Consider the following 26,564-nt stretch of genomic DNA (forward strand, 5'->3'; position numbering starts at 1 on the left):
TGGTGTTTGGAGAGCGGTGACGGTCTAGCCGCCGCCAACGGTCTTAGCGATGTCGGTCGCGGAGTCGCCGGCCCGACGCAGGACGTAGGCCACCAACCCCAGCGCAGCCAGGGTGAGAAGCAGCATGATCGTGGAGACGGCCGCGATTTCTGGTCGCAACCCGCTTCGCACCGCGCTGAGTACATAAACGGGCCACGGGGTGGTGCCTGAAACCTGCACGAACGCCGACACGATCGTGTTGTCGAGACTCAACGTGAACGAGAGAAGCCCACCAGCGAGCACGGCAGGCATCACCAACGGAAGGGTGATTTGCGTGAAACGTCTGAACGGAGGCGCATACAGGTCAGCTGCTGCCTCTTCCAAGCTTTCATCGATACCGATCAGGCGCGAGCGCACGATATACGCCACGACTGCGGTCGAGAACAGGGAATGACCGACGACGAGTCTGACAATGCCGTTGTCGAAGATGCTGAGGCCGACATCCTGACCGAGAAAAACCATCCACGGCAAGAGCGAGACGGCATCCACAATTTCGGGCGTGACCGTGACAAGGATGAGCAGAAGCAAGAACGCTGGCGCCCACTTGCCGGCCCGGCGCGCCAACGCGACTCCGGCCATGGTGCCGAGGGCTGTCGCAATCAGGGCCGCGATAAAGCCGGTCTGTATCGACACCATCACGGCATCCGTGATGGCGGGCTTCGTGACGATCGTGGCGAAGGAGCCAAACCCGAACTCATTCCACGCTACGAGCAGTCGGCCCTCGTTGAAGGAATAGATGATGATGATGGCGATGGGGGCAAACAGGAACCCGAAAACGAGGACTGCCCACACCTTGAGAGAAATGTCGGTGAGCGATAGCCGGTTCATTATTTGTCTCCCAACACGAGACGATTACGACTCCTGAGCGGCCAGGTTGCCAACCATGAAAGGAGCGCGGCGATGAGCACGGTCGTGAGGATTGTCAACACCAGCACAACTGCCATTGCCGAGCCCAACGCCCAGTTTTGTGCGGTCTGGAACTGGTTGGCGACCATTTGGCCGGCCATATTTCCCTTGGCTCCACCCAGCACGGTCGCGGTGATGTAGTCGCCCATGAGCGGGATGTAGACGAGCAAGATGCCGACGATAATGCCCGGCTTTGCCAGAGGCAGAGTGACATTGAGGAAGGTGGACCATCGCCCCGCGCCGAGGTCTTTGCTCGCCTCACGCATAGGCAACGACACCCGATCAAACGCTACAAACATCGGCAAGATCATCAATGGGATGTAGTTGTAGACCACACCGATCAGCACTGCCGTGCGAGTGAAGAGGATTTCGAGTGGTTGATCGAGCACGCCGATCGACTGGAGGGCGTTGGAGAGCAATCCGCTCGGGGCGAGGATGATTTGCCAGCCAATAGTGCGCACCAGAAAGTTTGTCCAGAACGGAATCATCACCATGGCTAAGAGGATTCCGCGGCGAGCCACCGGGGCCTTGAAGGCGAGCCAATAGGAGAAGGGGATGGCGATCGCCAAGCAGATAAGCGTGCCAACAACTCCCACCCACAGCGTGTTTTGGAAAGTAGCGAAGAACGTCGGGGAGAGCGCTTCAGCGTAGCGATCTAGCGAGAGCACATCATTAGCGTGGGTGCCAAAAATGCCGGGCTTGTATCCGAAACTGAACCACACAACAAGCGCGACGGGCGCGACGAAGAAGGCGAACAGCCACGCCCACGCAGGAATTGCGAGGGCGAACCCCGGCAATGTCAATCGGCGGCGCGGGCGCGCGTGAGGCGCGCGTGCCCCAAGTTCTGGGGCGGCGCGGTCCTCAACGGTGACGGTCATTGTTTACTCTCGACTAGCTGCAATGGCTAAGCGCCAGCAGCAGCCTTGGTCTTGTCCCAGATCTCAACAATGCGCTGCTGTGCTTCGGTGAGCTTCCCCGTGTGCATTGTCTTGACCTGTTCTTCATCGAAGAAAACCAAGTCAAGCATTTCCAGATCGGCAGCACGTGCCGCTTCTTCGATGCCGGCACCACCGGTGTGGTACCCGATGTAATCAAGCTCGCGCAAGGCCTTCTCGGGCGCGAGCACATAGTTAATGAAAGCGTGAGCAGCCTCGGGGTTGGTCGCGCCCTCCGCGATAGCCCAGTTGTCCATCCACAGCTCGGTATCGGGGGAGCCGAGCACCCACTGCCAGCGGTCGGGCTCGTCACTCTCCATGATTCCGATGCGAGCGTCACCGTTCCAAGACTGCATGAGGATCTGCTGCGCTTGAGGAATAGCCGCACCACCCGGGTAGGAGTCGAAGGCCGAAATGTGGGGAGCGAGCTGCGTGGTGAGGAACTCTTCTGCCGCGGCCAAGTTTGCCTCGTCGGTGGTGTTCCAGTCGATTCCGTTGGCCCAGTAGTAAATGCCCAGCAAGGGGGAGGGGTCGTCGAGCACCGAGGTCTTACCGCTGGCTTCGTTCTGCGCAGCATCGATGAAGTCTGCCCACGTGGTGAGCTCACGACTGATTTTGGTTTTGTCGTAAACGTACCCCGTGGTTCCCCAGGCCTTGCAGATGGAGTACTCGTTGTTGGGATCCCAATCACGGCCCAGGAAATCGGGGTCCATGTCGGCAATGTTGGGAATCAGATCAAGGTTGAGCTTGCTCAGCAGGCCGTTCTCGATCATCTGAGGAATGAATGGGCCGGTGGGGACCACAATGTCGTAGCCGCTGGTGCCGCGGGCCGCGATGAGCTTGGAAATCAATTCTTCATTGGAAGCAAATGAGTCGAAGGTGATTGTTGGGCCGAGTTCGCTTGAGAACTCGGAGACCACGTCGGGGTCGTCGTAGTCACCCCAACTGTAGATCGACAGGCCACTTTCGAGTGCGCCACCGCTGGCTTGCGGCGACGAGCCAGCACCAGATTGCGGGGTGCAGGCGGCGAGCAACGCCGCGCCGGCTGCGGTGCCGGAGAGGGCAAGAAAACGGCGCCGGTTGAGTTCCGACTTGATGATCTTGGTTGCCGAGGTCGAGGCGAGAATGCGAATAGGGGTTTCGTGTGACATCAGGCTGCTCCTTCTAAAGGGCGATCGAACTGGTGGGTGGGGCTGGATTGGAGACCGCGCGGGCGATGTCGGCCTGGGCCTCGGTCGCCTGCTCGCTCGGGAAAAGGTGAACGCTCGCCGACTCCCAAGCGCAGACGACGGTGTCGCCGACGGCGAGTCGAGGGGCGTTGGGTCGCGGAATGCGCGAGAGGAGCGTCTGGCCGTGACCGATCGATATCAAGAACTGAAGCGTCTCACCCTGATGGGAGACGCCGATTACTTCTCCAGCAATCTCGTTCACCGCAGCGCTGGACACTTCCGCGCCGGCCGAATTTGTTGCAGTGACTGTGACCGCTTCTGGCCGCACCGCTGCTTGCGCGTCGGACCCCGCATCAAGTTCAGGATGAGGGGTTGCCGCGTTCAGAATTCCAAAGCGTGACTCCATAACGGCCGTATTGGTCGACACCGTTCCCGGGATGAAGTTCTGCTGACCAATGAAGCCGGCAACGTAGGCGCTCGCCGGGTTGTCGTAGATCGAATCCGCGTCATCCAACTGCTCGATGCGGCCTTTGCGCATGATGGCGATGCGGTCACTCATGGAGAGGGCCTCGCCCTGATCGTGGGTGACAAAGATAAAAGTGATCCCCAGCCGCGACTGCAGAAGCTTGAGCTCAATCTGCATCTCTTCACGAAGCTGGCGGTCGAGAGCGCCGAGCGGCTCATCGAGCAGCAGCACGGAAGGATTGTTGATCAGTGCTCGAGCTAACGCGATGCGCTGTTGCTGGCCACCAGACAGTTGAGTGGGTTTTCGGTCAGCAAATGACCGCATTTGCACGAGGTCAAGCGATTCGGTGACGCGCTCGCGGATCTCCGCCTTAGCGATTCCCTTTTGGCGCAGACCGTAAGACACATTCTCGGCAACGCTCATGTGTGGAAAGAGCGCGTAGGCCTGAAAAACCGTGTTGACGTTGCGCTTATGTGGCGGAATTCCGACAACATCCTGACCAGAAATTCGGATGCGCCCCTCGGTTGGCTCTTCAAAGCCGGCGAGCATCCGCAACGTCGTGGTCTTTCCGCAACCGGAAGGACCGAGCAGGGACAGGAACTCCCCTGGCCGCACGTGCAGACTGATGTCGTCTACGGCTATTGCGCCGCCAAACTTCTTGGTCACACCCTCGAGAACGACCGAGCCTTCTGGCTCTTCGGTGCTCCCTGTTTCGACGTTGGTGCTCTCTGCCGTTGAGCTTTCGGACCCGATGTTCTGAGCTGAAACCGTCACGTTGTACGCACCTCCGAGTTCGTGAAAACTGATTCACGACTAGTGATGTAGTCAATCGGAAAACGGGGCAAGATGCAACGGTATGCATGGTTATGTTCGTGTTACAGAACGGAATTCGTTGCGAAAGACGGCTTTAACTGCGCAAAACAGCACGGTTCGCGCAGCTGGGCAGCGAGCCGGTTGTCGCGGTTTAGTTATTCGTAGCGGCGGTGAATGAGGCGGGACAACACAATCGAGCTGCGGGTGTTGTCGATGTTCGTGGCGGTTCGCAGGCGTTCAAGGGCGACCTCTAGCGAGTGGATGTCGCGCGAGCGCATATGAACGACAGCGTCGGCCGACCCACTGACGGTTCCGGCATCCACCACTTCGGGGATGGCGCTCAGGATTCGCTTGAGTTCGTGCGGAGCGACATTGCCGCGGCAAAAAAGTTCAACATAGGCTTCTGTTCCCATGCCGTCTACGGCTGGATCTACCTGAATGGTGAAACTGCGAATCACGCCGGTAGAGACGAGCCGGTCAACGCGACGTTTAACTGCGGAGGCGGAAAGTCCTACAGCTTCACCGATATCTCCATAGCCCGCACGGGCGTTGAGGCGGAGCATGTCGATGATTCCAGCGTCCAACTTGTCCATTCGGACAGTCTACGGCGATATATTGTGCGTTGACCAGCCATTGCGCCGAATTAGTGCGCATATTGCCGAGACATTGCGGATAGGTGCGTGAAACACTGGAGCTATGACGATCACTGACACCTCATCGACCACGCCTGCACGCCAGGCCACCGCGAAGACCGTGCTGATGTGCCGTCCCGACTTCTTTACGGTCACGTACAGCATCAACCCGTGGATGAACCCCAACGATCCCACAGACACCAGCCTCGCTGTCAAGCAGTGGCAGACGCTCTACGACACCTACATTGACCTTGGCTTCACCGTTGAGCTCATTGACCCCATCGACGGCCTGCCCGACATGGTCTACGCCGCAAACGGCGGATTCGTGATTGACGGCAAAGCCTACGGCGCCCTCTTCACCTACGACGAGCGCAAGGCCGAAGGCCCCGCCTACATGGACTGGTTTGGCGCCAACGGCTTCGACGTAGCTTCCCCCGAGAACGTTAATGAGGGTGAGGGCGACTTCCTCCTTGTCGGCGACAACATCCTTGCAGGTATGGGCTTCCGCACCTCAGTCGAAAGCCACCGAGAACTCGCTGAAATCTCCGGCCGCAACGTTGTCTCCCTCAACCTCATTAACCCCAGCTTCTACCACGTAGACACTGCGATTGCGAAGCTTGACGAGACCAACATCGCCTACTTGGAGAGCGCCTTCGATGAGCCCTCCCTCGAGAAACTCCGTGCGCTGTATCCCGACGCCATCCTCGCCACTGAAGAGGATGCGGCAGTGCTCGGACTCAACTCCTACAGCGACGGCTACAACGTCGTCATCGCCGCCCGCGCCAAAGACTTCGAGCGTCAACTCAAAGAGCGCGGCTACAACCCCATCGGGGTCGACCTGTCGGAGCTGCTGCTGGGTGGTGGCGGCGTCAAATGCTGCACCCTAGAACTTCGCCGCTAGCGGCACGGTACCTCTGACTTCGCCGCTAAACGGCGAGATGCGCTTGGCGCACTGAACAGAACGAATGGCCTGCGCGTCGAGCGCGGGCCATTCGTGTTTTCGCTAGCGGGGCGTAGCGGCTGTCGTTTTCGTTGACATTGCCGTCGCTGCCGTCGCCGGCGTCGTCTCTGACTTCTGTGCCGGGCGGATGCCTCGAATGAGCAGGTATCCGACGGTCCACAGTTCGCCGACTGTCGCCGGGAGCACGAGCACATCGGCGATGACGGTCGGGAAAGTGTCGATTGCGGCGGCGAGCACGGTGCTGAGCACGTAGCCGATTCCGCCGACGATGAGGATGATGCCAAGGATGCGCGGCATCCGTTTCGTGGAGATCATGAACCAGCCCATCGGGATCAGCCACAGCCCGAAGAAGATGCCCCCGGCCGCCCAGAGCGAGTCGGAGAGTGAGTACAGCAGCGCGACGGTTCCGGCGGCGTCACCGGCGGGAGCGAGTCCCGGGGTGGTGGCGACGCTGACTGCGCTTGACAGCATCGCGGCGCTCACCAGAATCGCTGCGGCATTCATCATTCCGAAGGTGGCGACACCGTAGGCGGTAACTGGGCGCTCGTTTCGGAAGATGGCGTAGAAGCCGAGTGCTGCGAGTGCCTGGGTGATCACGACGAGCAGTTCGAGGCCGACGCTGAGGTGGGCGAGCGCGCTGTTCTCTAGAATGTTCGCGACCGTTGCAGCTGGGTCATCCGCGGTCTGTAATTGTGGCCGAATCACCAGGTAGCCGAGCAGTCCGGTGAGGGCAAGGCCGAAGTAGGCGGCGCCCGTGAGTCTGGCGGTGCGGGTGAGTGAGAGCATTTCTTCCTCCGAAATTGATGTAAAAGATTATTGACACTTGAAGGTAAAGCCCGCATACTCGTAATGTCAAGAATTATTTACACCGGAGGTTGGCATGGTCTACGAAGAGCGAAACAAATGGTCGGGACTCGTCGTCGCGCTCATCACCACGATCGGCTACGTGATCACAGTCCTTCAGACTGCGAACGCTGGGCCCCTCACTGACGTGGAGTGGTGGCCCATCATGGCCTGGACCATCGGCATCAGCATCGTGGCCACGATCGTCATTAGCGTGCTGTGGGGCATCATTGCTGGAATGTTTGACCCAGACGGCGTAGGAAAATCTGACCAACGCGACCGCGACATTTCGCGCATGGGTGATCGCGTCGGCCAATCCTTCATGGTGATCGGCGGACTCGGGGTTATCGTCCTGTGCGCCTTCGAAGCAGACACTTTCTGGATCGCGAATACGATGTTCCTCGGCTTCGCGCTGTCCGCCATTGTCGGCGGCATTGCCTCAGTGATTGCCTACCGCCGCGGACTCGCCTGATGGTCAAACCGACCAAAGTCGCCAACAACATCCGGGCTCTTCGTGAAGCAAAAGGGCTGACGCAGGCCGAACTCGCCCGCCGCATCGGGGTGACGCGTCAGACGCTCATCGCGATCGAGCAGGGCAAGTATTCGCCAACGCTCGAACTGGCATTTCAGATTTCGCGCATCTTTGACTCCGGGCTCGACGATGTATTTCATTACCCGGCAGACGCCGAATAGCGAGGGTCGCCGCCAGCGAGCTGCGGTGCCGCGAGGCGCTGAGCTGCGTCTTCAGTACTCTTCGCAGATCACCACGGGGATGTCGCGCGTCGTCTTGGTCTGATACTCCGCATACCGCGAATTCGCTGCCACAATCTGCGGCCACAGTTCTGCCTTTTCGGCGGGGCTGGCGGTATGGGTGTGCACATTCACTGTGCGTCCACGAACGGTGATTGCGGCATCCGGAGTCGCCTGCAGATTGCGGTACCAGAGCGGGTCACGATCGTCGCCGCCCTTTGACGCCACGATGATCCAGCGTCCGTCGCCATGCACGGGAGCTGTGAGCATGGTCGACCGTTGCGCGCCCGATACCCGCCCCGTGGTGTGCAATTCAAGTGCGGGCATGCTGCCGAGGGTCCAGCCGAGGCGACCACCAGAGATCGCGAGTGCCGCACGGTGCACACCGTTCATGAGCTTCATGAGGACATCGCTGGATCGTTGGCTTCGCATTGACCCATTGTCTCGCACTGACCCAGTTGTTCTGCAGTCTGCTCGGTGACGAAGCATTTCGCTACAGTCACAGTCATGAATGCTCTTCGAGTTCGGATGCGCGCCCGTGACATTGAGGAACAACACCGTGCCTCAACACCGCTAGAACTGCTGTTCGACCTCACCTTCGTGGTCTCGATCGCGTCACTCGTGAAACAGCTGACGCACGCGATCGAGGTGGGCCATGCGGGGGAGGCGATCGTGCCGTTCCTCATGGTGTTCTTTGCCATCTGGTGGGCCTGGAATCAGTTCACGTGGTTGGCGTCGGCCTATGACACCGATGACACCCTGTATCGACTCTTCACGATGGTGCAGATGGGTGGGGTGCTTGTGCTCGCCGCCGGGGTGCCGAGTGCGTTCGAGGATGGCAACTTCACTGCGATCACTATTGGTTACCTGGTGATGCGCCTAGGACTGCTCGGAACGTTGCTGCGTGCGATTAAGGACGACCCGGAGACTCGAGCAACGGCTGCACGCTACGCCACCGGCATTGCCGTTCTCCAGATTGGATGGCTGTTTCGGCTTTTATTGCCAGACGAGTTTGCTGTTGCGAGTTTTGTCATTCTCGCGATTGGTGAACTGTGCGTCTCTCCGTGGGCTGATCGGGCTTCACAGTTGTCGTGGCATCCACACCATGTTGCGGAACGCTATGGCCTGTTCACGATCATCCTGCTCGGTGAAAGTGTTTTGGCCGTGACGGTTGCTGTGCAGGAGTCGCTGAAGAGTGCACTCTCCCCGGAGTTGTTGACAGCCGCGATCGCCGGGCTCGTGTTGCTCTTCACCCTCTGGTGGCTCTATTTCTCGGAACCCGCAGCAGAAGGCCTCGTGAGTCGTCGAGAACGATCCCACCTGTGGAGCTATGGCCACTACTTTCTCTATGCGGCACTGGCAGCGGTAGGCGCAGGACTCGAGGTTGCCGTTCGCAGCATCAACGGAAAAGTGGAGTCGAGCGGGCTCGTGGTGGGATTCTCACTGGCAATTCCTGGTGCTGTAATCATCCTTCTGTTGTGGCTCGTTCATGCACCCATGGTGGAGCGCGTCTCCATTCCTCGGTCGGCATCGGTCGGTGCGATCACGGTCATCCTGGCACTACCTTTCTCGGCGACAGTGCTCGGCGCCATCGGTGTAGTTGTCGCGATTACCGGCGTTGCCGTGCTTTTGCTTGTTGTGACTCTTTTCGCCGAGGGTCAGCGGATGACCAGCACCCCTGAGTGAAGTCTTTGCATGATCGCAACCATTGCGGGAGCCCGCCAATCTGTGAGCCTCCCCCTTAGAATAGGGGTGGGCAATGTGTGGGTTGTTGCCTTCTCTTTCCGCCCGGTTGCTCCGCCGCCGGAGCCGTTCTGAACGACCGATCAATGCCGTGGAGGCCCGATGCTCGCTCTCCTCGCAGCTTTCGGTGCCGGGGCGGTTCTCATGCCGACCCTCACGCGCTGGCTCGGTCGCCAAGTGTTTTTCGTTGCAGCGCTCGTGCCGCTCGCCGCCTTCGTTGCAGCGCTCGTAGACGGGCCGCGCGTTGTTGCCGGCGCAACTATCGCGCAGAACGTTGACTGGATCCCCGAACTCGGTCTCTCAATCTCGATGCGCATGGATACGCTCTCGTGGCTGCTCACCCTCGTCGTAACCGGAGTTGGCGCCCTCGTGCTCATCTACGGTGCACGGTACTTCGAAAACGACGAAGTCGCCCTCGGCCGATTTGCGGGCCTACTGCTCGCGTTCGCTGGGGCGATGTATGGACTGGTGCTCGCCGACGACGTGTACCTACTCTTCGTCTTTTGGGAGGCGACGAGCGTGCTCTCCTACCTTCTGATCGGCCACTACACCGGCAATAGGGCCAGTAGAGGGGCGGCCCTCCAAGCCCTGCTGGTCACCACCCTCGGTGGGCTCGTGATGCTCGTGGGTCTCGTGCTGCTCTCGGTGGAGACGGGCACATCTAGCCTTTCCGGGATCATCGCTGAGAGCCCGTCTGGCACCATCGCCACTGTCGCGATCATGCTTGTGCTCGTGGGCGCAGCATCCAAATCGGCTATCGTGCCGTTCCAGTTCTGGCTGCCAGCAGCGATGGCGGCACCGACCCCAGTGAGCGCCTACCTGCACGCTGCGGCCATGGTCAAGGCAGGTATCTATCTGGTTGCGCGGTTCGCCCCAGGATTTGCAGAGACACCTGGCTGGCGCGAAGTCATCGTCATACTCGGCCTCACGACAATGCTGCTTGGCGGGTGGAATGCACTCAAACAGAACGACCTCAAACTCGTCCTCGCCTGGAGCACCGTTAGCCAGCTTGGCTTCCTTTTCGTCATCGTTGGATACGGAACACAGGATGCCGCTCTCGCTGGTATCGCCCTGCTCCTCGCCCATGCTCTCTATAAATCCACCCTGTTTCTGGCCATTGGGATCATCGACCACCGCACCGGAACCCGCGACCTGCGCAAGCTCTCTGGCCTCGGCCGGCGCGCCCCCGTTCTTGCTGTCATAAGTGCGCTCGCGCTCGCATCAATGGTCGGGCTTCCACCGACGATCGGCTACGTCGCGAAAGAGGCGGCATTCACTGCTCTCCTCACCGATGCCGAGAGCGGTGACGCCCTCGGGTGGGTTGCGCTCGTTGGCGTGGTGCTCGCATCGGCGCTAACGGTGGCGTATTGCGCTCGGTTTATGTGGGGTGCCTTCGCCACCAAGCCGGGTGTCGAACGAATCGGACCAGTTCAGGAGCGTCCGCTGTTTTGGGGTGCACCAGTCATACTCGCGCTGACGGGGCTCGTGCTTGGGCTCGCGGCACCCGTCGTCGACCACTTCATCGCGGGCTATCCGGCGCTCTTCGAGACATACCCGACAGCGGGAAGCGCCGAGACATACCATCTCGCTCTGTGGCACGGATTTGAGCCAGCTTTGGCCTTCTCGGCATTCACGCTAGTGGCAGGTGCAGCACTGTTTTTCGCCCGAATCCGGGTCGCTGGCCTGCAAAAGCGCATCGCGACCGGCTACTCGGCATCCGCTGGGTACAACGCCGTCATGCGTGCGATCGATCGCACCGCGGCACGCACAACCGGGCTGACCCAGCGCGGCTCCCTGCCCTTCTATCTGGGCATCATTCTGGCCGTATTTGTCCTTGCCGTGGGCGCTTCGCTTGCATTCAACCGCACCTGGACCGGGTCTCTCCGGCTCTGGGATTACCCCGTGCAGGCCGTCATCGGCCTCATCATGGTGATTGCGGCGATTGCCGTGACGCGAGCGAAGAAACGGTTCCAGGCGGCGGTGCTTGTTGGAGTGACCGGTATGGGGATGGCGGCACTCTTCGCGCTGCAGGGCGCCCCCGACCTCGCGCTTACCCAGGTGCTCGTTGAAATCGTCACCCTCATCGCTTTCGTCCTCGTTTTGCGACGATTGCCGGCCAGGCTCGGCACCGCCCACGGTTCTGCGAAACGTGGTCTCCGGATAACTATCGGTGTTGCCGTCGGAACGATCATGGGCGTTGTTGCTTTCGTCGCCACCGGGGTCAGAACTCAACTCCCCATCTCGCTCGAGTGGCCAGCCCTCGCCTTCAACGAAGGCCATGGACGCAATGTGGTCAACGTCGCACTCGTCGATATCCGGGGGTGGGACACGATGGGAGAACTCTCAGTCATCATCGCCGCCGCGACGGGGGTGGCAAGCCTCGTATTCATCAGTGGTCGAGGTGTCGACAATCTTCCGAAAGTTGGGCGGCGGGAAGCTCAACTGACCGGACGCGCCACACTGCGAAACGCCAGCGATCCTAGCAATGACAATCGTGGCTCGTGGTTGCTCGCCGGTGGGGCGCTCGCTGCTCTCAACCGTTCAATTCTCCTCGAGGTGGTCGTGCGGCTGCTGTTCCACTCCATCATCGTGCTCTCGATCTACCTGCTTCTTTCCGGCCACAACGCGCCAGGAGGAGGCTTCGCCGGGGGAATCGTCGCCGGCATGGCACTGGTGGCTCGATTCCTCGCCGGGGGTAGATACGAACTCGGTGCTGCCGCACCCTTGGACGCTGGCAAAGTTCTCGGTGCTGGCCTCGTCCTCGCCGTCGGAACGGCGATCGCACCACTGCTATTTGGTCGTGACGCGCTCTCCTCGACCCTGTTCGAAGGTGAATTCGGCATCTTTGGTCATGTCGAGTTCGTGACATCCACCATTTTTGATATCGGTGTGTATCTTGTCGTCATTGGACTCGTTCTCGACGTGCTGCGCAGCCTCGGGGCAGAGGTTGACCGGCAATATGAGGAAGACAATGTCGGCACGACAGCGAAGCGCGACAGCGACTCAGAGGGGGTGCCCTCGTGACGATTGCACTCATCCCCATCATTGTCATGGCGGTGCTGTACGCGTGCGGGATCTCTCTCATGCTCGAGCGCAGCGTCACTAGGGTGCTGCTCGGGTTCCTGCTCGTCGGCAACGCCACCAACCTGCTTCTGCTCATCATGGCGGGCAAGGGGGGCGTCGCACCGATCGTCGGAGGCGGAATCCCCGCCGAAGACATGACTGACCCTCTGCCTCAGGCCCTTATTCTCACGGCCATCGTCATTACCTTCGGGGTGTCGGCGTTCTTGCTTGCGCTCATCTACCGGGCCTGGCGACTCGCGCAGGGTGACACCCTCCAAGACGACGAGGAAGATATCGCGCTCCGCACGAGCCTCGGCGTTCCGGGGGAGAACCCCGCAGACGCAACCTCCGGCAGCGATGCTGACGACGATGGCGCAGAGATGCGCGATATTGAAGAAGCGGATGCGCAGGCAGCGGCCGTTGAGATAGAACAGTTGACAATAACGACAGATCGGGGTGACTCATGAACGCCCTCGTTCCTCTCGTCGTCTTGATCCCGCTCGCGAGTGCTGCGCTGACTCTCATCCTCGGCAAACGACCCAAGGCACAGCGTGTCATCGCTATTGGCGCCCTCGTCGTTGTGCTCGCTATCGGCATCGTTCTCATTTCGGTGGTAGACGCTGAACGATCGCTCGCGATGGAGGTTGGCGGCTGGGCGAGCCCTTTCGGCATTGTGCTCGTCGTTGACCGCCTTTCGGCGCTGATGGTTGTCGTGTCCGCGATCGTGTTGCTCGCAGTGCTCGTCTTCTCCCTCGGCCAGGGTCTCGCTGACAGTGACAACGAAACCCCCGTGTCGATCTACTATCCGACCTACCTGATTCTTGCGGCCGGCGTTTTCAATGCCTTCATCGCCGGGGACCTTTTCAATCTGTACGTCGGCTTCGAGATTCTCCTAGTCGCCAGCTATGTGCTGATCACTCTCGGGGGAACGCAGGAACGCATCCGAGCTGGAACCACCTACGTAGTGGTCAGCCTTGTATCGTCGTTCTTCTTCTTGGCCGCTATTGCGATGATTTACGGCGCAGTGGGCACCGTCAATATTGCGCAAATCTCACTACGGATGGAGCAGATTCCGCTCGATGTGCAGATTGTGCTGCATGTGATGCTTCTCATCGCTTTCGGTATCAAAGCGGCCATCTTCCCGCTGTCGTTCTGGCTTCCCGACTCCTACCCGACGGCTCCGGCACCGGTGACCGCTGTGTTCGCGGGCCTTCTCACGAAGGTGGGTGTTTACGCGATCATCCGCACCGAGACAATCATGTTCCCCGGCCCAGAACTCAACACAGCACTCATGGTCGTTGCGCTGCTCACGATGGTTGTTGGCGTGCTCGGAGCGGTCGCGCAGGCGGATATCAAACGACTGCTCTCGTTCACCCTCGTTAGCCACATCGGTTACATGATCCTCGGGATATCGCTGGGGACCGCGGCCGGAACCGCTGCGGCGATCTACTACATCGTGCATCACATCATCGTGCAGACGACCCTGTTCCTCGGTGCTGGACTCATCGAACGCATCGGCGGCACGACATCCATTACGAAGTTAGGTGGCCTGCTGAAGGCCGCGCCGCTGGTGGCCGTGATGTTCCTTGTGCCCGCACTCAACCTCGGGGGCATCCCACCCTTCTCCGGATTTATTGGCAAGCTCGGGCTCTTCGAGGCGACGGCACAGCAGGGCACACCTCTCGGTTATGTGCTCATCGCGGGCGGGGCCCTCGTCTCGCTCCTCACACTTTATGCCCTCGCGCGGGTGTGGAATATGGCTTTCTGGAGGCCGGTGAAAGACGTTCAGGGGTACGAATCGCCACTACTCGATAACGTCTCCGAAGCGCCGGGTTCAACGAAGGTACGCGCTGCCCGGCGAGCGCCAACGCTGATGGTGGTGGCGACCGGCATTATGGTGCTGGTCAGCCTTGCACTCACTGTTTTCGCTGGGCCGCTCTATAGCTACAGCGACCGTGCAGGCCAGAACCTGCAAGGGCCGCGCACGTATATTGGCATTGTTTTCCCGGGCGGTGACAATGAGTGATTCTGCACCCGAGACGAGTGATCCGCTGACGAAACGGCAGCTTCGCTGGCGACTCTGGCAACAGCTGCCGCTGATCCTCGTGCTCGTTGCCCTCTGGATGCTGCTCTGGGGGACCGTCAGCGTGCTCAGCGTGACGAGCGGGGTCGTGATCGCACTCGTTGTGACGACCGTGCTCTACTTGCCGCCCGTGCAGCTCTCCGGTCGCTTCAACCCGTTCTGGTTCGCCGTTTATCTGGTTCGCTTTCTGGGCGAACTCGTTGTCGGTTCGGTCAACGTTGCGTGGCAGGCGTTCTCCCCGAGCGGGGTTACGGGCAACTCGGTCATTGCGGTGCAACTGGTGACGCGCTCCGACATCATCATGACCCTCACCGCGATCTCGGTCACGCTTATTCCCGGCTCCTTAGTCCTTGAGGTGGATCGTCAACAATCCGTGTTGTACCTGCACGCTCTCAACACCACGGATGAGGTGGCAGTGAACGCACTGCGACGTTCCGTCCATTCTTTCGAGCGCTCCCTCGTGCGGGCGCTCGGATCCCCGGAGGATGTCTCCAATTGCAGAACGGTCGCCGCCCTCGACGAGCGCGAACGACACTCGAGCCCGTCGAGCGACCGAGCGGGAGGTTCGCGATGATTCCCATACTTCAGGGGGTGGCCGTAGCGCTGTTTGCCATTGGCGCGCTGCTAGCCCTGTACCGCGTGCTTCGGGGGCCCACAATTCTCGACCGGATGATCGCATCCGACGTTCTGCTAACGACACTCATGCTGGCGGTGGGAGCCGACATGGTGATCAACGGCCATACGCGCACCATTCCGGTCGTGCTCGCCCTCGCGGCGACCGCGATTTTTGCGACGATCGCCGTCTCCCGCTACGTTTCGAAGCAAGACGCCAGCGATTCGTCTGCCCGGATTGCGGCAAACGCGATCGGCACCTCCACGGCTTCGGCTGCGCACGGGGAGGGCTCCGATGACGACTGATACCGTCCCCGACCTGATCGCGGCAATTTTGCTCCTGTTTGGTGGCATCCTCACCCTCGCCGCTGGTGTCGGACTCGTACGCTTCCCCGATGCCCCGAGCAGGTTGCACGCCTCAACCAAGCCCCAAGTGCTCGGCCTCGTTCTGGTGGTTATCGCACTCGCGCTGTCGGCACGCAGTTGGTCAGTTCTCTTGATGCTGATCCCCGTTATCGTGTTCCAATTGATCACTGTGCCGATCTCGGCCCATATTGTCGCGCGGGCCGCGTACCGTATGGGCAACTTCAGGAAGGACCTGATGTACAAGGATGAGCTCGCCGCCGCGATTGAGCAGGCGAACGACGAGGAGTCATCCGGTCAGGAAGCACCGACACCACCCCCATCGGGTGCAGCTCGCGATCGTTGAGCACAACAATCCTCTGATTGGCGATCTCACCCTGACTGAGGTGGTGACGCGAGTTTTGCCGGGGCGTTTGGCGGCGGCTTAGGCAAACTGGTTGCACCGGGTCTTCGATGGGTATGGAATGTTCACGCGTGAACTCCCTCAACGAAAGCAGGCCAATCATGTTCTCTCCTACACGCGCGCTATCTGGTTTTAGTGTGGATGATCTTGATGCAGCGAAGACTTTTTACGGTGAGACTCTGGGCTTGACCGTGGTCGATGGCGAGATGGGAACACTGCTGATCACGGTGCCTGGTGGTGCACAGTTGATCGTCTATCCCAAGACGGATCATCAACCCGCTAGCTATACGATGCTCAATTTTGTGGTTGATGATGTTGAGGCTGCCGTTGACCAGTTGAACAAACTCGGGGTCCGCACGAAGATCTATGACGACTCTGGGCACGAAGGCGATCTGAACACTGACGAGAACGGGATCATGCGTGGGCACGGGCCAGAGATCGCCTGGTTCATGGATCCGGCGGGAAACGTGCTGTCTGTGATGGCGCCTTAGCTTTCGCGTGAGCGAATTCACGTCAGAGTTGTGGGGCGAGACGGCAATCGTCTCGCCCCGCACTGCCTTCGCGCGCCGTCGGGTTACTCGGCGAGTAGCGTCCAGTTGCCGTCAGCTTGCACGCTGATCACGGAGGGGCCTGAGCTCAGCGGCACGGTTCCGCTGTAGGCTCCGATTTCGTTGACGAGGAGTCCTACCGAGAAGGTTTCGCCGGTCTCTTCGAGCACGACGAAGTTGCTTGAGCCGTCGTGAGTTGCGGTGAGTTTTCCGGCCGGGCCGTCGAACAGATACACGCCGTCGCCAGTTCCCGATGTCGCGAGGGCGGGAGCAGTGGAGATGGGTGTGATGGTGATGGTCCAGTTTCCGTCGGCTTTGACTTCGAGGGTGGTGGCATCGGTGAAGGAGTTGAAGCCGTACACGCTGATGCCGCTGTAGGGGCCGATGGTGTTGACGAGCAGGTCGCCGGTGGACCCGTTGCTGGCGTCTAATCCGTTGATGACGAAGTTCGATCCACCGTCGTGAGTTGCGGTGACGATTCCTGCTTTCGCGCCTTCAGGCAGCGTGATGAGGTTGTCGCCGGTGCCTGATTGGGTGACGGCGTCGAAGCTGCCGAAGCTGTCATCCGCCCAGCTCTGCACAGTGTTGGTTTCTTCCGCGGGTGCTTCGGTGACGGGTTCGGTGTCAGAGTCGGTTGATTGTCCGGTGCTCGTGCTGGGGGCATCCGCTGACTGGTTGTCTGCGTTGCCACCGTTGACGCCGCCGGTGATGATGGAGAGCAGAATCACGATTCCGGTGACGACCCAGGCGATTTTTTTGTGCTGGTCGTAACCGGCGAGGGGTAGCCCCTGCTTGTCTTTTTGTGCGCCGGTGAGCACGAGGATGAGGTCGATGAGGAACCAGATTCCGAAACCGCCGAAGGTGATGAGTTTCAGGATGCCGGTGCCGACTTTGCCGAGGTAGAACCGGTCGACTCCGAAGATGCCGAGCAGCAGTGAGAGCAACCACGTTGTGAGAAATGACTTGGAGGACTCTGGTGTCGTAGGAACGGCAGGGATTGGTGGGGGGAGTTCGGAAGAGTGCTGCTGCGTGTCTGTGGACATGATGCTCCTTGATTGGTGATTGGTGATTGGTGATTGGTGGGTGTGAGTTAGTCGCGTGCGACATCGATGATGATGTCGAGGCCGTTGTCGGGGTGGTAGCCCCAGGAGGCGCTGAAGCCGTTCCAGTCGGCAGACTGTCGGCCATCTAGTGACCGTGTGTTGCTGATGAGGCTGAGAGCGCTGTCGGGAATCTTGAGCTGGTCGAGTACGCAGAAGACGTCGTCGAACTCTGCTCCGGATGATTCTTCGCCGAGACTCTGCATTGAGAGGCTCTGCCCGCCGTCGCCAATCTGAATCCACTGGTTCGTTTCAACACCGCAGGTTTCGACTGCGGTCGTGATGGGGCTGGGTTGTGTGGCGGAGATGACACCGCCGGCCAGGTTTCCCATTGTGGGGATTACGGCGAGTCCAAGAACAAGCCCGAGCGTGAGCCCGATTCCGACTCCTACCACCCCGAACGCAAACGCGATTGGATTAACTAGGGAGGAGGCCGGAGGTGCCGCGGGTTCGTTTGTCGGGGTTGCGGGTTCTGTCGGCGCCGGGGTGTCTGATTCTGGTGTGGTCATGTTCTCTTCCCTCTCTTCGGCGTCGCTTACTGAAACCGCGGCAGTTCGAGTAGGTTGTTGGTTTCTCTGCCGTCTGCCTCTGTGGTGATGTATTTGAGGTAGTTCGCGCCAGCGCGAGTGACGACCCTGGCACCGGCTCCGGTGACGTTGTTGTAGGTGTAGATGTCTCCGCCGCCATCGATGACGCTGACGATGGCGCCTCGGCTCACAGTCGTGAGTGGGCCCGTTTTGGTGCCTGAGTATTTGACGTCGATGATGTGTTGGTTTGTGGTGCCCGGCGCCTGAACGCGAACTTGGCGGATGTACAGCATTGGGTGCTCCTTTGTTCAGCTGTCAGGGCCTCCTGCCGTGACGTAGTGAAGCGTGGAGCACTAGGGCCCGTATATCTCGAAAAGTGCTGATAATGAGCCTTATCAGACAACGCATACAAATGACACAAGGTCGAGCTAAGCTCATCGTGTGGCACAGCCGTGCACGTGAGCCGAAGAGGGAGTCATGAACGCAACTGCACCGAAGCTATTCATCTCACTTTCCGGTATTGCGCGTTTGGCGCAGGTTCAGCGCCCGGTGGTGTCGATGTGGCGCACCCGTGCTGCGGCATCCGAGTCGCCTTTCCCTGCTCCTGTTGCTCAGGATCGCGGTAGCGAGGTGTTTGATGCGCGGCAGGTGGCGGAATGGTTGGTGGCGACAGGCCGGGGCAACAATCCTGATGTGGTGGCTGACGCATCCGCGTATGCCCGGTTTGACGCCACGAGTCGTGGTGATGAGGGTGCGTTTAATGCGCTGACCTCGTTGGTTGCTTTGCGCGCCGCCATGGATCAGCCGATTGGTGAGTTAGACCGTGAACGTTTGCTTGATTGCGCTGATGAGATTGATCCGGATGACGTGGGTATCCAGGGCGAGATCGATGGTCTCGGTGACGAGCTGGTCCCGATGGCTCGCTTTGTCGATGTTTTGGTGGATGGTGCGTATGGCCCAGCGGCAGCGTTCGAGTCTCTTCTGGGTGAACGCTTCCGGGATGGCCGTCGGGTTCTTACGCGCACGGCTCTCGAACCGCAGGCAACAGCCCTGGTCAGCGAACTCGCGGTGGAATTATCTAGGAGCAACCCGGATGCCGATTCGCAGCGCCCAGAGTTTATTGACCCGACGGGGGCGTGTGGGGATCTGTTGATTGCGGTGTTGAAGTCGGTCCCTGAGAATGTTGATGCCGAGGTGATGACGGCGAACACTAACGGTTCTGGCGCGCGATTGTTGCGTCGCCGGCTCATCGCGCATCAGTTGCCGCATACCTCTTTGGCGGTCTCGGCGACTGGTGAGTTCGCTGCAGTCGGTGCACCGGTGCATGTGGCGCAGTTTCCTACTCCTGAGTTGTCGGTGATGTCGGCGGTGCAGATCCTGTCTGAGATTGACAACATTGTTCTTCAGATGGATGACGCCCAGCGAGCGGTTGTGCTTGCGCCGGCAACCGTGCTTACTGATGGTCGGCTGGCGACCGAAGCGGATGCGATCCGTTCGCAAATTTTGCGTTCCGGCAAGCTCCGGGCGGTGGTTCGTTTGCCGCGCGGACTGGTGACGAGCAATCCACGTCAGGCACTGGCGCTCTGGGTGTTTGGTCCGGCACATGCGTCGGTGGCACGCGCCGATCGGTGGACTCTAGTTGCTGATTTGGGTGATGAGCGGTTGTCGGCTGCGACACGAACTGACTTGGTAGGCGATTTGACTGCAGCAATGGGCGATAAAGCGTCGGTCCGCGCTCACGCGTTCCGTTTCGCTCGCCCTGTTTCGACGGGTGCTCTTTTGGCGCGCTCGGGTTCGTTGGTCGCGTCGACGAAGCCGGTGGTGACGGTGCCGCGCATCATGGCAGTGCAACAGCGACAGCAGGCGGGGGAGGCTTTCCCGGCACGCTTGGATGCGATCATTGCGGCTCTTGGCGACGACACTCCCGAAGTGGTGCGCCATGTAACTACTACTGTTTCGCCACTCTCTTTGCCTTCAGCAACGTTGGGTGCGCTTGCGGCTTCGCGCCATATCCGTTGCCTTTCTGGTGCTCGCCTAGGTTCGACGGATCTTGTTGAAGAAGCCGGGTATGTCGTGGTCGGCGTCGAGGAGTTGGTCGGCACTGTTGAGGTCGGCGCTCGCAGGATCGACCGGCTGCTGCTGTCGGCGGAGTACCCGGCGGCGCGACTGACGGAGCCTGGCGATGTGGTGTTCTGCACGAGCCCGCATCTGAGGGCGTTCGTCGATTCTGTGGGTTTCTCGGTCGTGAAGTATCCGGCCCGGGTTTTGCGCATTAACCCGTCAGACCCTGCGGGTCTTGTGCCTGAGTTGCTCGCGTCGGACATAGCCCAGCAGTCGTCACGTGAGTGGAAGCGTTGGCTTGTGCGCCGCGTAGTTCCCACAGAACGCGACGGTTTGGCGCATGCGTTAACGAGCGTCGCGGCCGAGCGCGCCATGTTAGCCGAGCGGATGCGTTCACTCTCCGAACTCGAAGATGTTCTTGTCGGTGGCGTTGTCGCTGGCACTCTGACTACCCAGAACAACCCCACAACTACCGGCACTGATGCCGCCATAATTGCCCTACCGGAAGGAACTAACTGATGCCCCCTCGCACCAAAACGAAGACGGATGCTGCGCCGTCGACCATGAAGGAACTGAAAGACACCCTGTGGAAGGCCGCCGATAAGCTGCGCGGTTCGATGGATGCTTCGCAATATAAGGACATCATCCTGGGGCTGGTGTTTCTGAAGTATGTGTCGGATGCCTTCGAGGAGCGTCGCGCTCAGATTGCGACAGAGCTTGAGGGTGATGGTCTCGCCGAAGACCAGATCGCACAACTCATCGATGATGTGGATGAGTACACGGGTCATGGGGTGTTCTGGGTTCCGGCGAATGCGCGCTGGGGTTTCCTGTCGGAGAACGCGAAGGGCATTGCGGCGTCAACGGCTGAGCCGACGAAGTCGATTGGTCTGCTGATTGATGAAGCGATGGATGCGATCATGGCATCGAATCCGGCGCTCGCCGCAACGTTGCCGCGTCTCTATAACAAGGACAACATCGACCAGCGCCGTTTGGGCGAGTTGGTTGACCTGTTCAACTCGGCGCGGTTCACCGGTCAGGGGTCGACGCGGGCGCGTGACCTTTTGGGTGAGGTGTATGAGTACTTCTTGGAGAAGTTCGCGGCCGCTGAGGGTAAGCGTGGTGGCGAGTTCTATACGCCGGCGGGTGTGGTGCGGGTGTTGGTGGAGATTTTGGAGCCGACACATGGCCGCGTGTATGACCCGTGTTGTGGTTCGGGTGGCATGTTTGTGCAGGCGGAGAAGTTTTTGGAGTCGCACAATAAAGAGGGAAGCGACATCTCCGTTTATGGTCAGGAGCTGAATGAGCGCACCTGGCGTTTGGCCAAGATGAACCTCGCGATCCACGGACTGAACGGCAATCTGGCGAGCCGTTGGGGTGACACGTTTGCGCGTGATCAGCATCCGGACATGCAGGCCGATTTCGTGATGGCGAATCCGCCGTTCAACATTAAGGATTGGGCGCGCAGTGAGAGCGATCCGCGCTGGCGCTACGGTGTGCCACCGGCGGGTAACGCAAACTATGCGTGGATTCAGCACATCATCTCGAAGCTCGCCCCCGGCGGTAGTGCGGGTGTGGTGATGGCAAACGGTTCGATGTCGTCGAACTCAGGCGGCGAGGGCGACATTCGTGCCCAGCTCGTCGAGGCCGATTTGGTGTCGTGCATGGTCGCGCTGCCGACGCAGTTGTTCCGCAGCACGGGTATTCCGGTGTGCACGTGGTTCTTTGCGAGAGACAAGACCGCAGGGCCAGGCGGCAGCATTGATCGCACGGGTCAGGTGCTGTTTATTGATGCCCGCAATCTCGGCCACATGGTTGATCGTGCCGAGCGCGCGTTCAGCGATGACGACATCGCCAAGATCGCAAACACCTTCCGTGCCTGGCGCGGCACCAAGTCGGCGACGGATGCCGGGCTCACCTATGAAGACGAGGCTGGGTTCAGCTACTCCGCAACGCTCGCCGAGGTTAAGGAATCCGGGTATTCGCTTACGCCCGGACGCTACGTTGGAACAGCTGACGTCGAGGGTGACGGCGAGGAGCCTGAACTCAAGGTTGAAAGGTTGGGCAATGATCTTGTGGCTCAGTTCGAAGAGTCGGAACGGCTTGCGGCAGCCGTTCGTGACCAGCTAATGAGGATCGCGTGAGCCGACTCGCGACCATAGGGTCTATCTCTGCCGAAAGGGGGGTCGCGGGAGGGCCTTTCGGCTCATCTTTGGGCGCCAAAGACTACGTCTCAGATGGGGTGCCAGTCATTCGCGGGACGAACCTCGGCAACTCCAAGTACGTGGGGGGTGATTTCGTATTTGTCACTGACGAGAAGGTCAGATCAGAGTTAAAACGCAATACTGCGGTTGAGGGTGATGTGGTCTTCACCCAACGAGGGACGCTCGGTCAGGTAGCTCTCGTGCCAGCATCTAAGCACGAGAGCTATGTAATCTCCCAAAGTCAAATGAGACTTCGCGTCGATCCCAAGATTGCGATCGCGGAGTATGTGTACTACGCCTGTGGTAGTTCTCAGTTCAAAAAACAGATAGAAGACAATTCCATTTCTACCGGAGTCCCACACATTAACTTGGGGATCCTTGCGAGGCTTGAGATACCCCTCCCAAGCGTTCCAGAGCAGCGCGCAATTGTAGAGGTGCTGGGAGTGCTCGACCAGAAGATCGCCGCCAACACCAGACTGATGGAAACGGCATCTGAACTTGCGGAAGCGTTGACACGAGAAGCAGTTGAGCCAGGACGGACGGAGGCTCTCACACAAGTTGCAGACGTCGTGATGGGCTCCTCTCCAGTGGGGGCGAGCCTCAACGAAGGCGCTCGTGGCACCGTGTTCTATCAAGGCGTGCGGGACTTCGGGTTCAGATATCCGAAACGCCGGATTTGGACGGAGCAAGTGACGCGAGTTGGGGAAGCTGGCGATACGCTCCTGAGCGTGCGAGCTCCTGTGGGGCGAGTGAACCTTGCGAACGAGCCAATCTGTATTGGACGCGGTCTTGCGGCTGTTCGAACGACTATTGGTGCACCGGCGACCCTCTTCAACCTACTCAAAGCCTTCCCTGAAGTGTGGGAACCGTTCGAAGCCGAAGGAACTATTTTCGGTTCGATAAATCGCGGGCAACTCGAGGGTTTACAAGTGCCGAGTTTGAAGCCAGAGCTGTCGGCCGAGCTTGAGTCGCGACTTGCTGAGTTAGAGGCGTCCATCACGAGCGCTCTCGCTGAAATCGATTTGCTCGCGGAACTCCGCGACACTCTCCTCCCTGAACTCATGTCGGGCAGGCTCCGCGTGAAAGATGCCCAGAAGCAGATTGAAGAGGTCGTGTGATGCCCGGAATGTCAGAAGCAGACTGGGAACAACTCACCCTCGACACTCTCGGAGAGCTGGGGTGGCTCCCCACTGCGGGCGAAAAAATCGCGCCCGGCTCAGGTGAGCGCGACAGTTGGGACGAGCTCCTCATCCGTCCCCGCCTGCTCGCCGCACTCCAAAAGTTCAACCCTGACGTGCCCGCGCAATACCTGGCACAAGCCGTCGCCGAGATTGCAGCGCCCAAGTCGAAAGATGCGATCGCCGAAAACCTTCGCATCCACCAATACCTCGTCGACGGGTTCCGCCTCAGCTACGTCGACACCGACGGGGTCGAAGCGAACCCCACCATCAGCCTGCTCTCCGCCGACCCCGACCAAAACGACTGGCTCGCCGTCAACCAAGTCACCCTCATCCAAGGCGACTACAAGCGACGCTTCGACCTCGTGCTCTACTGCAACGGCATGCCCGTCAGCATCATCGAACTCAAGAAAGCCGGCAGCAAAACTGCGGATGTCGCCTCCGCCCACGCCCAACTCGGCACCTACCTACGCGAATTTCCCCTCGCCTTCCGCTTCTGCGTGTTCACTCTCGCCAGCGACGGCCTCGACGCCAAATACGGCACCCCCTTCACACCCCTCAACCACTTTGCCCCCTGGAACGTGGATGACGACGGCAACCCCGTCGCCCCCAACCGCAGCATCGACGGCGAAACCGTCACCGGCCTCGAAGACGCCATCGACGGCCTCTACAACCAAGACCGCTTCCTGCAACTCCTCCGCAACTACACCGCCTTCGACGAAAACGCCGACGGCCTCACCAAACGCATCGCCAAACCCCACCAATACTTTGCTGTCGACAAAGCCATCCGCAGCACAGTCCTAGCAGTCGAATCCAACGGAAAAGCCGGCGTCGTCTGGCACACCCAAGGCTCCGGAAAATCCATGGAAATGGAGCTCTACGCCAACCTCGTCACCCGGCACCCCAAACTCAAAAACCCCACCATCGTCGTGATCACCGACCGCACCGAACTCGACGGCCAACTCTTCCACACGTTCAACCAGAGCATGCTGCTCGCCGAAAAGCCCCAACAAATCAAAAGCCGCACCGGATTGCGCGACGAAATAGGCAACCGCACCACCGGCGGCATCTACTTCACCACCCTCCAAAAATTCGGACGCACCGACGCCGAACGCGCCACCGGCACCGACCACCCCCTCCTCTCCGACCGCCGCAACGTCATCGTCATCGTCGACGAAGCCCACCGCAGCCACTACGACGACCTCGACGGCTACGCCCGCCACCTGCGCGACGCCCTCCCCAACGCCACCCTCATCGCCTTCACCGGCACCCCCATCTCCTTCCGCGACCGCAACACCCGCGACGTTTTCGGCGACTACATCGACATCTACGACCTCACCCGCGCCATCGACGACAACGCCACCGTGCCCGTCTACTACGAACCCCGCATCATCACCGTCAGCCTCGCCAACACCATCACCCAAGAACAACTGGATGCCGCCGCCGACGACGCCACCACCAGCCTCGACGACACCGAACGAGCCCGCATCGAAGCATCCGTCGCCGTCGTCAACGCCATCTACGGAGCGCCCGAACGCCTCGAAGCCCTCGCCGCCGACATCATCACCCACTGGCAAGAACGCAGCACCCGCATGCGCCCCTACATCGAAGCCCCCGGCAAAGCCCTCATCGTCGGAGCCACCCGCGAAATCTGTGCCCGCCTCTACGACCAAATCATTGCCCTCAAACCCGACTGGCACACCGACGACCTCACCACCGGAAAAATCAAAGTCGTCTACTCCGGCACCCCCTCCGATCCCGTGCCGATTTTCAACCATGTGCGCCGCACCTCCCAAAATGACGCCATCAAAACACGTCTCAAAGACGTGGATGACGAACTCGAAATCGTCATCGTGCAAAACATGATGCTCACCGGGTTCGACGCGCCACCCCTCCACACCCTCTACCTCGATCGCCCCCTCAAAGGCGCGCTGCTCATGCAGACCCTCGCCCGCGTCAACCGCACCTTCCGCGGAAAACAAGACGGACTCCTCGTCGCCTACGCCCCCCTCGACGACAACCTCAAAGATGCTCTCGCCGAATACACCACCACCGACCAAGAGAACAAACCCATAGGCCGCTCAGTCGACGAAGCCGTGGAGCTAGCCACCAAACTCGTCGACCAACTACGCGAACTGCTCGCCGGCTATGACTGGCGCGCGGTGCTCGACAAGCGTGGCCCCAAAGCGTTCATCAACGCCACCAACGGTGCCGTCAACTACCTGCGGGGAGTCGCGACCCCCGGCAACGAAGCGTCACTAGGCGAAGAAACCTTAGCCAGCCGCTACCGCAAATTCTCCGGACAGCTCGGACGTGCCTGGACCCTCGCCAGCGGCCGCACCACCCTCGCCGACCTGCACCCCGAAATTTCTTTCTACGAAGAAGTGCGGGTTGTCATGGCGAAATTCGATGCCATGGAGCGCCAAGCCGACGGACGCCCCATCCCCGAAGACATCCAACGTCTCCTCGGCCAACTCATTGCCGAAGCCACGGATGCCGGAGCCGTCTTCGACATCTACGACGCCGCCGGCATTCCCAAACCCTCACTCAGCGCCCTCACCCCCGAATTTGCGGAAGCGACCCTCAAAGCTCGCAACCCGCAGCTCGCCATCGAAGCACTGCGGGTGATGCTCACCGAAGAATCACACGCGATCACCCGCAACAACATCGTTCGCCAGCGCGCCTTCTCCGAACGCATCACCGAACTGATGAACAAATACACCAACCAACAACTCACCTCAGCCGAGATCATTGCCGCGCTTCTCGGTGTGGCCGCCGAAGTAGCGGACGAAGGAAAACGCGGGGAAACATTCACCCCTGCACTCTCCTCCGACGAACTTGCGTTCTACGATGCTGTCGCCCAAAACGAATCTGCCGTCGACCTGCATGGAAAAGGCAAGCTTGCTGACATTGCCCGCGGCCTCGTTCAGGTGATGCGCCGCGACGTGCGCACCGACTGGACTGTGCGCGACGACGTGCGCGCCAAGCTGCGCTCGTCGATCAAACGGCTGCTCGTGCTCAACGACTACCCGCCAGACAAGCAGCCCGAAGCCATCAAGCTCGTCATGGAGCAGATGGAAACGATGGCTCCTCGGTATGCGGATGAGCGCGAGGCTGGCGCCTAGACTCGATCTTCTGCAAGGGCAGGGGAGCCTTCGTGTCGCTGCC

25 protein-coding genes are annotated in these 26,564 nt (G+C 60.1%); 15 read left to right on the forward strand and 10 right to left on the reverse strand.

Annotated features, from left to right (window positions below; all coding sequences use genetic code 11):
* Nucleotides 1-24 precede the first annotated feature (24 nt).
* The 5 genes from AC061P_RS00730 to AC061P_RS00750 all read right to left on the reverse strand — a co-directional run bounded on the left by AC061P_RS00730 (nucleotide 25) and on the right by AC061P_RS00750 (nucleotide 4,921).
* The gene (locus tag AC061P_RS00730) at nucleotides 25-867 is read right to left on the reverse strand and encodes an ABC transporter permease (RefSeq protein WP_449648007.1); all 843 of its coding nucleotides are present in this window, start codon (nucleotides 865-867) and stop codon (nucleotides 25-27) included.
* Entirely contained in the window at nucleotides 867-1,823 is a 957-nt protein-coding gene (locus AC061P_RS00735) for an ABC transporter permease (protein ID WP_449648008.1), read from the reverse strand. The genes AC061P_RS00730 and AC061P_RS00735 overlap by 1 nt, the downstream gene beginning before the upstream one ends.
* A 26-nt stretch (nucleotides 1,824-1,849) precedes the next feature.
* Nucleotides 1,850-3,031 (reverse strand): polyamine ABC transporter substrate-binding protein, encoded by a 1,182-nt coding sequence (locus AC061P_RS00740; RefSeq protein WP_449648009.1) that lies wholly within the window; start codon nucleotides 3,029-3,031, stop codon nucleotides 1,850-1,852.
* 13 nt (nucleotides 3,032-3,044) lie between these two features.
* Nucleotides 3,045-4,289 (reverse strand): ABC transporter ATP-binding protein, encoded by a 1,245-nt coding sequence (locus AC061P_RS00745; protein ID WP_449648010.1) that lies wholly within the window; start codon nucleotides 4,287-4,289, stop codon nucleotides 3,045-3,047.
* A 194-nt stretch (nucleotides 4,290-4,483) separates the two neighbouring features.
* On the reverse strand, nucleotides 4,484-4,921 hold the full coding sequence (locus AC061P_RS00750) for an Lrp/AsnC family transcriptional regulator (RefSeq protein WP_449648011.1): 438 nt from the start codon (nucleotides 4,919-4,921) through the stop codon (nucleotides 4,484-4,486).
* A gap of 103 nt (nucleotides 4,922-5,024) precedes the next feature.
* On the opposite strand from AC061P_RS00750, the gene ddaH reads away from it, so the two are divergent.
* A complete protein-coding gene (gene ddaH / locus AC061P_RS00755) occupies nucleotides 5,025-5,861 on the forward strand; it encodes a dimethylargininase (RefSeq protein ID WP_449648012.1) in 837 nt (278 codons plus the stop codon).
* A gap of 102 nt (nucleotides 5,862-5,963) precedes the next feature.
* Here ddaH and AC061P_RS00760 read toward each other — a convergent pair whose 3' ends face one another.
* Nucleotides 5,964-6,707, reverse strand: a complete 744-nt coding sequence (locus AC061P_RS00760; protein WP_449648013.1) for a DUF4386 domain-containing protein — start codon at nucleotides 6,705-6,707, stop codon at nucleotides 5,964-5,966.
* 94 nt (nucleotides 6,708-6,801) lie between these two features.
* Here AC061P_RS00760 and AC061P_RS00765 point away from each other — a divergent pair, with 94 nt between their 5' ends.
* Entirely contained in the window at nucleotides 6,802-7,236 is a 435-nt protein-coding gene (locus tag AC061P_RS00765) for a hypothetical protein (RefSeq protein WP_449648014.1), read from the forward strand.
* Complete coding sequence (locus AC061P_RS00770) at nucleotides 7,236-7,457, forward strand: helix-turn-helix transcriptional regulator (RefSeq protein ID WP_449648015.1); 222 nt, start codon at nucleotides 7,236-7,238, stop codon at nucleotides 7,455-7,457. Before AC061P_RS00765 ends, AC061P_RS00770 begins: the two co-directional genes overlap by 1 nt.
* A 51-nt stretch (nucleotides 7,458-7,508) precedes the next feature.
* On the opposite strand, the gene AC061P_RS00775 is transcribed toward AC061P_RS00770, so the two are convergent.
* Nucleotides 7,509-7,946: a nitroreductase/quinone reductase family protein gene (locus AC061P_RS00775; protein ID WP_449648016.1), complete on the reverse strand. Its 438-nt coding sequence runs from the start codon at nucleotides 7,944-7,946 to the stop codon at nucleotides 7,509-7,511.
* Between the two features lie 75 nt (nucleotides 7,947-8,021).
* On the opposite strand from AC061P_RS00775, the gene AC061P_RS00780 reads away from it, so the two are divergent.
* From AC061P_RS00780 to AC061P_RS00815, 8 genes are all read left to right on the forward strand, one after another.
* Nucleotides 8,022-9,200 (forward strand): low temperature requirement protein A, encoded by a 1,179-nt coding sequence (locus tag AC061P_RS00780; RefSeq protein WP_449648017.1) that lies wholly within the window; start codon nucleotides 8,022-8,024, stop codon nucleotides 9,198-9,200.
* 159 nt (nucleotides 9,201-9,359) lie between these two features.
* Complete coding sequence (locus AC061P_RS00785) at nucleotides 9,360-12,281, forward strand: Na+/H+ antiporter subunit A (RefSeq protein WP_480391563.1); 2,922 nt, start codon at nucleotides 9,360-9,362, stop codon at nucleotides 12,279-12,281.
* Nucleotides 12,278-12,787 carry a Na(+)/H(+) antiporter subunit C gene (locus tag AC061P_RS00790; protein WP_480391564.1) on the forward strand — a complete coding sequence of 170 codons (510 nt, stop codon included), beginning with the start codon at nucleotides 12,278-12,280 and terminating at the stop codon, nucleotides 12,785-12,787. The genes AC061P_RS00785 and AC061P_RS00790 overlap by 4 nt, the downstream gene beginning before the upstream one ends.
* On the forward strand, nucleotides 12,784-14,346 hold the full coding sequence (locus tag AC061P_RS00795) for a Na+/H+ antiporter subunit D (RefSeq protein WP_480391565.1): 1,563 nt from the start codon (nucleotides 12,784-12,786) through the stop codon (nucleotides 14,344-14,346). The genes AC061P_RS00790 and AC061P_RS00795 overlap by 4 nt, the downstream gene beginning before the upstream one ends.
* Nucleotides 14,339-14,977: a Na+/H+ antiporter subunit E gene (locus tag AC061P_RS00800; protein ID WP_480391566.1), complete on the forward strand. Its 639-nt coding sequence runs from the start codon at nucleotides 14,339-14,341 to the stop codon at nucleotides 14,975-14,977. Before AC061P_RS00795 ends, AC061P_RS00800 begins: the two co-directional genes overlap by 8 nt.
* Nucleotides 14,974-15,321, forward strand: a complete 348-nt coding sequence (locus AC061P_RS00805) for an MrpF/PhaF family protein (protein WP_449648022.1) — start codon at nucleotides 14,974-14,976, stop codon at nucleotides 15,319-15,321. The genes AC061P_RS00800 and AC061P_RS00805 overlap by 4 nt, the downstream gene beginning before the upstream one ends.
* On the forward strand, nucleotides 15,311-15,724 hold the full coding sequence (gene mnhG / locus AC061P_RS00810; RefSeq protein ID WP_480391567.1) for a monovalent cation/H(+) antiporter subunit G: 414 nt from the start codon (nucleotides 15,311-15,313) through the stop codon (nucleotides 15,722-15,724). Before AC061P_RS00805 ends, mnhG begins: the two co-directional genes overlap by 11 nt.
* Before the next feature lie 158 nt (nucleotides 15,725-15,882).
* Nucleotides 15,883-16,272 carry a VOC family protein gene (locus AC061P_RS00815; protein ID WP_480391568.1) on the forward strand — a complete coding sequence of 130 codons (390 nt, stop codon included), beginning with the start codon at nucleotides 15,883-15,885 and terminating at the stop codon, nucleotides 16,270-16,272.
* Between the two features lie 83 nt (nucleotides 16,273-16,355).
* Here the strand turns inward: AC061P_RS00815 and AC061P_RS00820 are convergent, their stop codons facing one another.
* The 3 genes from AC061P_RS00820 to AC061P_RS00830 are packed head-to-tail and all read right to left on the reverse strand — an operon-like array spanning nucleotide 16,356 to nucleotide 18,249.
* Nucleotides 16,356-17,372 carry a TM2 domain-containing protein gene (locus AC061P_RS00820; protein ID WP_480391569.1) on the reverse strand — a complete coding sequence of 339 codons (1,017 nt, stop codon included), beginning with the start codon at nucleotides 17,370-17,372 and terminating at the stop codon, nucleotides 16,356-16,358.
* Between the two features lie 47 nt (nucleotides 17,373-17,419).
* Nucleotides 17,420-17,938, reverse strand: a complete 519-nt coding sequence (locus AC061P_RS00825) for a hypothetical protein (RefSeq protein ID WP_480391570.1) — start codon at nucleotides 17,936-17,938, stop codon at nucleotides 17,420-17,422.
* 26 nt (nucleotides 17,939-17,964) lie between these two features.
* The gene (locus AC061P_RS00830; RefSeq protein WP_480391571.1) at nucleotides 17,965-18,249 is read right to left on the reverse strand and encodes a DUF3892 domain-containing protein; all 285 of its coding nucleotides are present in this window, start codon (nucleotides 18,247-18,249) and stop codon (nucleotides 17,965-17,967) included.
* 184 nt (nucleotides 18,250-18,433) lie between these two features.
* On the opposite strand from AC061P_RS00830, the gene AC061P_RS00835 reads away from it, so the two are divergent.
* From AC061P_RS00835 to AC061P_RS00850, 4 genes are read left to right on the forward strand one after another with little or no spacing between them, the layout of a single operon-like run.
* On the forward strand, nucleotides 18,434-20,536 hold the full coding sequence (locus tag AC061P_RS00835; RefSeq protein WP_480391572.1) for a hypothetical protein: 2,103 nt from the start codon (nucleotides 18,434-18,436) through the stop codon (nucleotides 20,534-20,536).
* Nucleotides 20,536-22,158, forward strand: coding sequence for a class I SAM-dependent DNA methyltransferase (locus tag AC061P_RS00840; RefSeq protein ID WP_480391573.1), 1,623 nt, complete (start codon nucleotides 20,536-20,538; stop codon nucleotides 22,156-22,158). Before AC061P_RS00835 ends, AC061P_RS00840 begins: the two co-directional genes overlap by 1 nt.
* Entirely contained in the window at nucleotides 22,155-23,336 is a 1,182-nt protein-coding gene (locus AC061P_RS00845) for a restriction endonuclease subunit S (RefSeq protein WP_480391574.1), read from the forward strand. Before AC061P_RS00840 ends, AC061P_RS00845 begins: the two co-directional genes overlap by 4 nt.
* Nucleotides 23,336-26,521, forward strand: a complete 3,186-nt coding sequence (locus tag AC061P_RS00850) for a type I restriction endonuclease subunit R (protein ID WP_480391575.1) — start codon at nucleotides 23,336-23,338, stop codon at nucleotides 26,519-26,521. The genes AC061P_RS00845 and AC061P_RS00850 overlap by 1 nt, the downstream gene beginning before the upstream one ends.
* The last annotated feature ends 43 nt before the right edge of the window (nucleotides 26,522-26,564 follow it).

The sequence above is a fragment of the Rhodoglobus sp. G.S.4 genome (assembly GCF_056619605.1).

What these genes read in the sequence shown, in the direction of transcription:
- AC061P_RS00760 (WP_449648013.1), bottom strand. Translation starts at nt 6,707, where the DNA reads ATGCTCTCACTCACCCGCACCGCCAGACTCACGGGCGCCGCCTACTTC.
- AC061P_RS00770 (WP_449648015.1), top strand. Translation starts at nt 7,236, where the DNA reads ATGGTCAAACCGACCAAAGTCGCCAACAACATCCGGGCTCTTCGTGAA.
- AC061P_RS00825 (WP_480391570.1), bottom strand. Translation starts at nt 17,938, where the DNA reads ATGACCACACCAGAATCAGACACCCCGGCGCCGACAGAACCCGCAACC.
- AC061P_RS00830 (WP_480391571.1), bottom strand. Translation starts at nt 18,249, where the DNA reads ATGCTGTACATCCGCCAAGTTCGCGTTCAGGCGCCGGGCACCACAAAC.
- AC061P_RS00775 (WP_449648016.1), bottom strand. Translation starts at nt 7,946, where the DNA reads ATGCGAAGCCAACGATCCAGCGATGTCCTCATGAAGCTCATGAACGGT.
- AC061P_RS00820 (WP_480391569.1), bottom strand. Translation starts at nt 17,372, where the DNA reads ATGTCCACAGACACGCAGCAGCACTCTTCCGAACTCCCCCCACCAATC.
- AC061P_RS00780 (WP_449648017.1), top strand. Translation starts at nt 8,022, where the DNA reads ATGAATGCTCTTCGAGTTCGGATGCGCGCCCGTGACATTGAGGAACAA.
- AC061P_RS00815 (WP_480391568.1), top strand. Translation starts at nt 15,883, where the DNA reads ATGTTCTCTCCTACACGCGCGCTATCTGGTTTTAGTGTGGATGATCTT.
- AC061P_RS00835 (WP_480391572.1), top strand. Translation starts at nt 18,434, where the DNA reads ATGAACGCAACTGCACCGAAGCTATTCATCTCACTTTCCGGTATTGCG.
- AC061P_RS00730 (WP_449648007.1), bottom strand. Translation starts at nt 867, where the DNA reads ATGAACCGGCTATCGCTCACCGACATTTCTCTCAAGGTGTGGGCAGTC.
- AC061P_RS00795 (WP_480391565.1), top strand. Translation starts at nt 12,784, where the DNA reads ATGAACGCCCTCGTTCCTCTCGTCGTCTTGATCCCGCTCGCGAGTGCT.
- AC061P_RS00765 (WP_449648014.1), top strand. Translation starts at nt 6,802, where the DNA reads ATGGTCTACGAAGAGCGAAACAAATGGTCGGGACTCGTCGTCGCGCTC.
- AC061P_RS00850 (WP_480391575.1), top strand. Translation starts at nt 23,336, where the DNA reads ATGCCCGGAATGTCAGAAGCAGACTGGGAACAACTCACCCTCGACACT.
- AC061P_RS00735 (WP_449648008.1), bottom strand. Translation starts at nt 1,823, where the DNA reads ATGACCGTCACCGTTGAGGACCGCGCCGCCCCAGAACTTGGGGCACGC.
- mnhG (WP_480391567.1), top strand. Translation starts at nt 15,311, where the DNA reads ATGACGACTGATACCGTCCCCGACCTGATCGCGGCAATTTTGCTCCTG.
- ddaH (WP_449648012.1), top strand. Translation starts at nt 5,025, where the DNA reads ATGACGATCACTGACACCTCATCGACCACGCCTGCACGCCAGGCCACC.
- AC061P_RS00800 (WP_480391566.1), top strand. Translation starts at nt 14,339, where the DNA reads ATGAGTGATTCTGCACCCGAGACGAGTGATCCGCTGACGAAACGGCAG.
- AC061P_RS00840 (WP_480391573.1), top strand. Translation starts at nt 20,536, where the DNA reads ATGCCCCCTCGCACCAAAACGAAGACGGATGCTGCGCCGTCGACCATG.
- AC061P_RS00785 (WP_480391563.1), top strand. Translation starts at nt 9,360, where the DNA reads ATGCTCGCTCTCCTCGCAGCTTTCGGTGCCGGGGCGGTTCTCATGCCG.
- AC061P_RS00805 (WP_449648022.1), top strand. Translation starts at nt 14,974, where the DNA reads ATGATTCCCATACTTCAGGGGGTGGCCGTAGCGCTGTTTGCCATTGGC.
- AC061P_RS00750 (WP_449648011.1), bottom strand. Translation starts at nt 4,921, where the DNA reads ATGGACAAGTTGGACGCTGGAATCATCGACATGCTCCGCCTCAACGCC.
- AC061P_RS00740 (WP_449648009.1), bottom strand. Translation starts at nt 3,031, where the DNA reads ATGTCACACGAAACCCCTATTCGCATTCTCGCCTCGACCTCGGCAACC.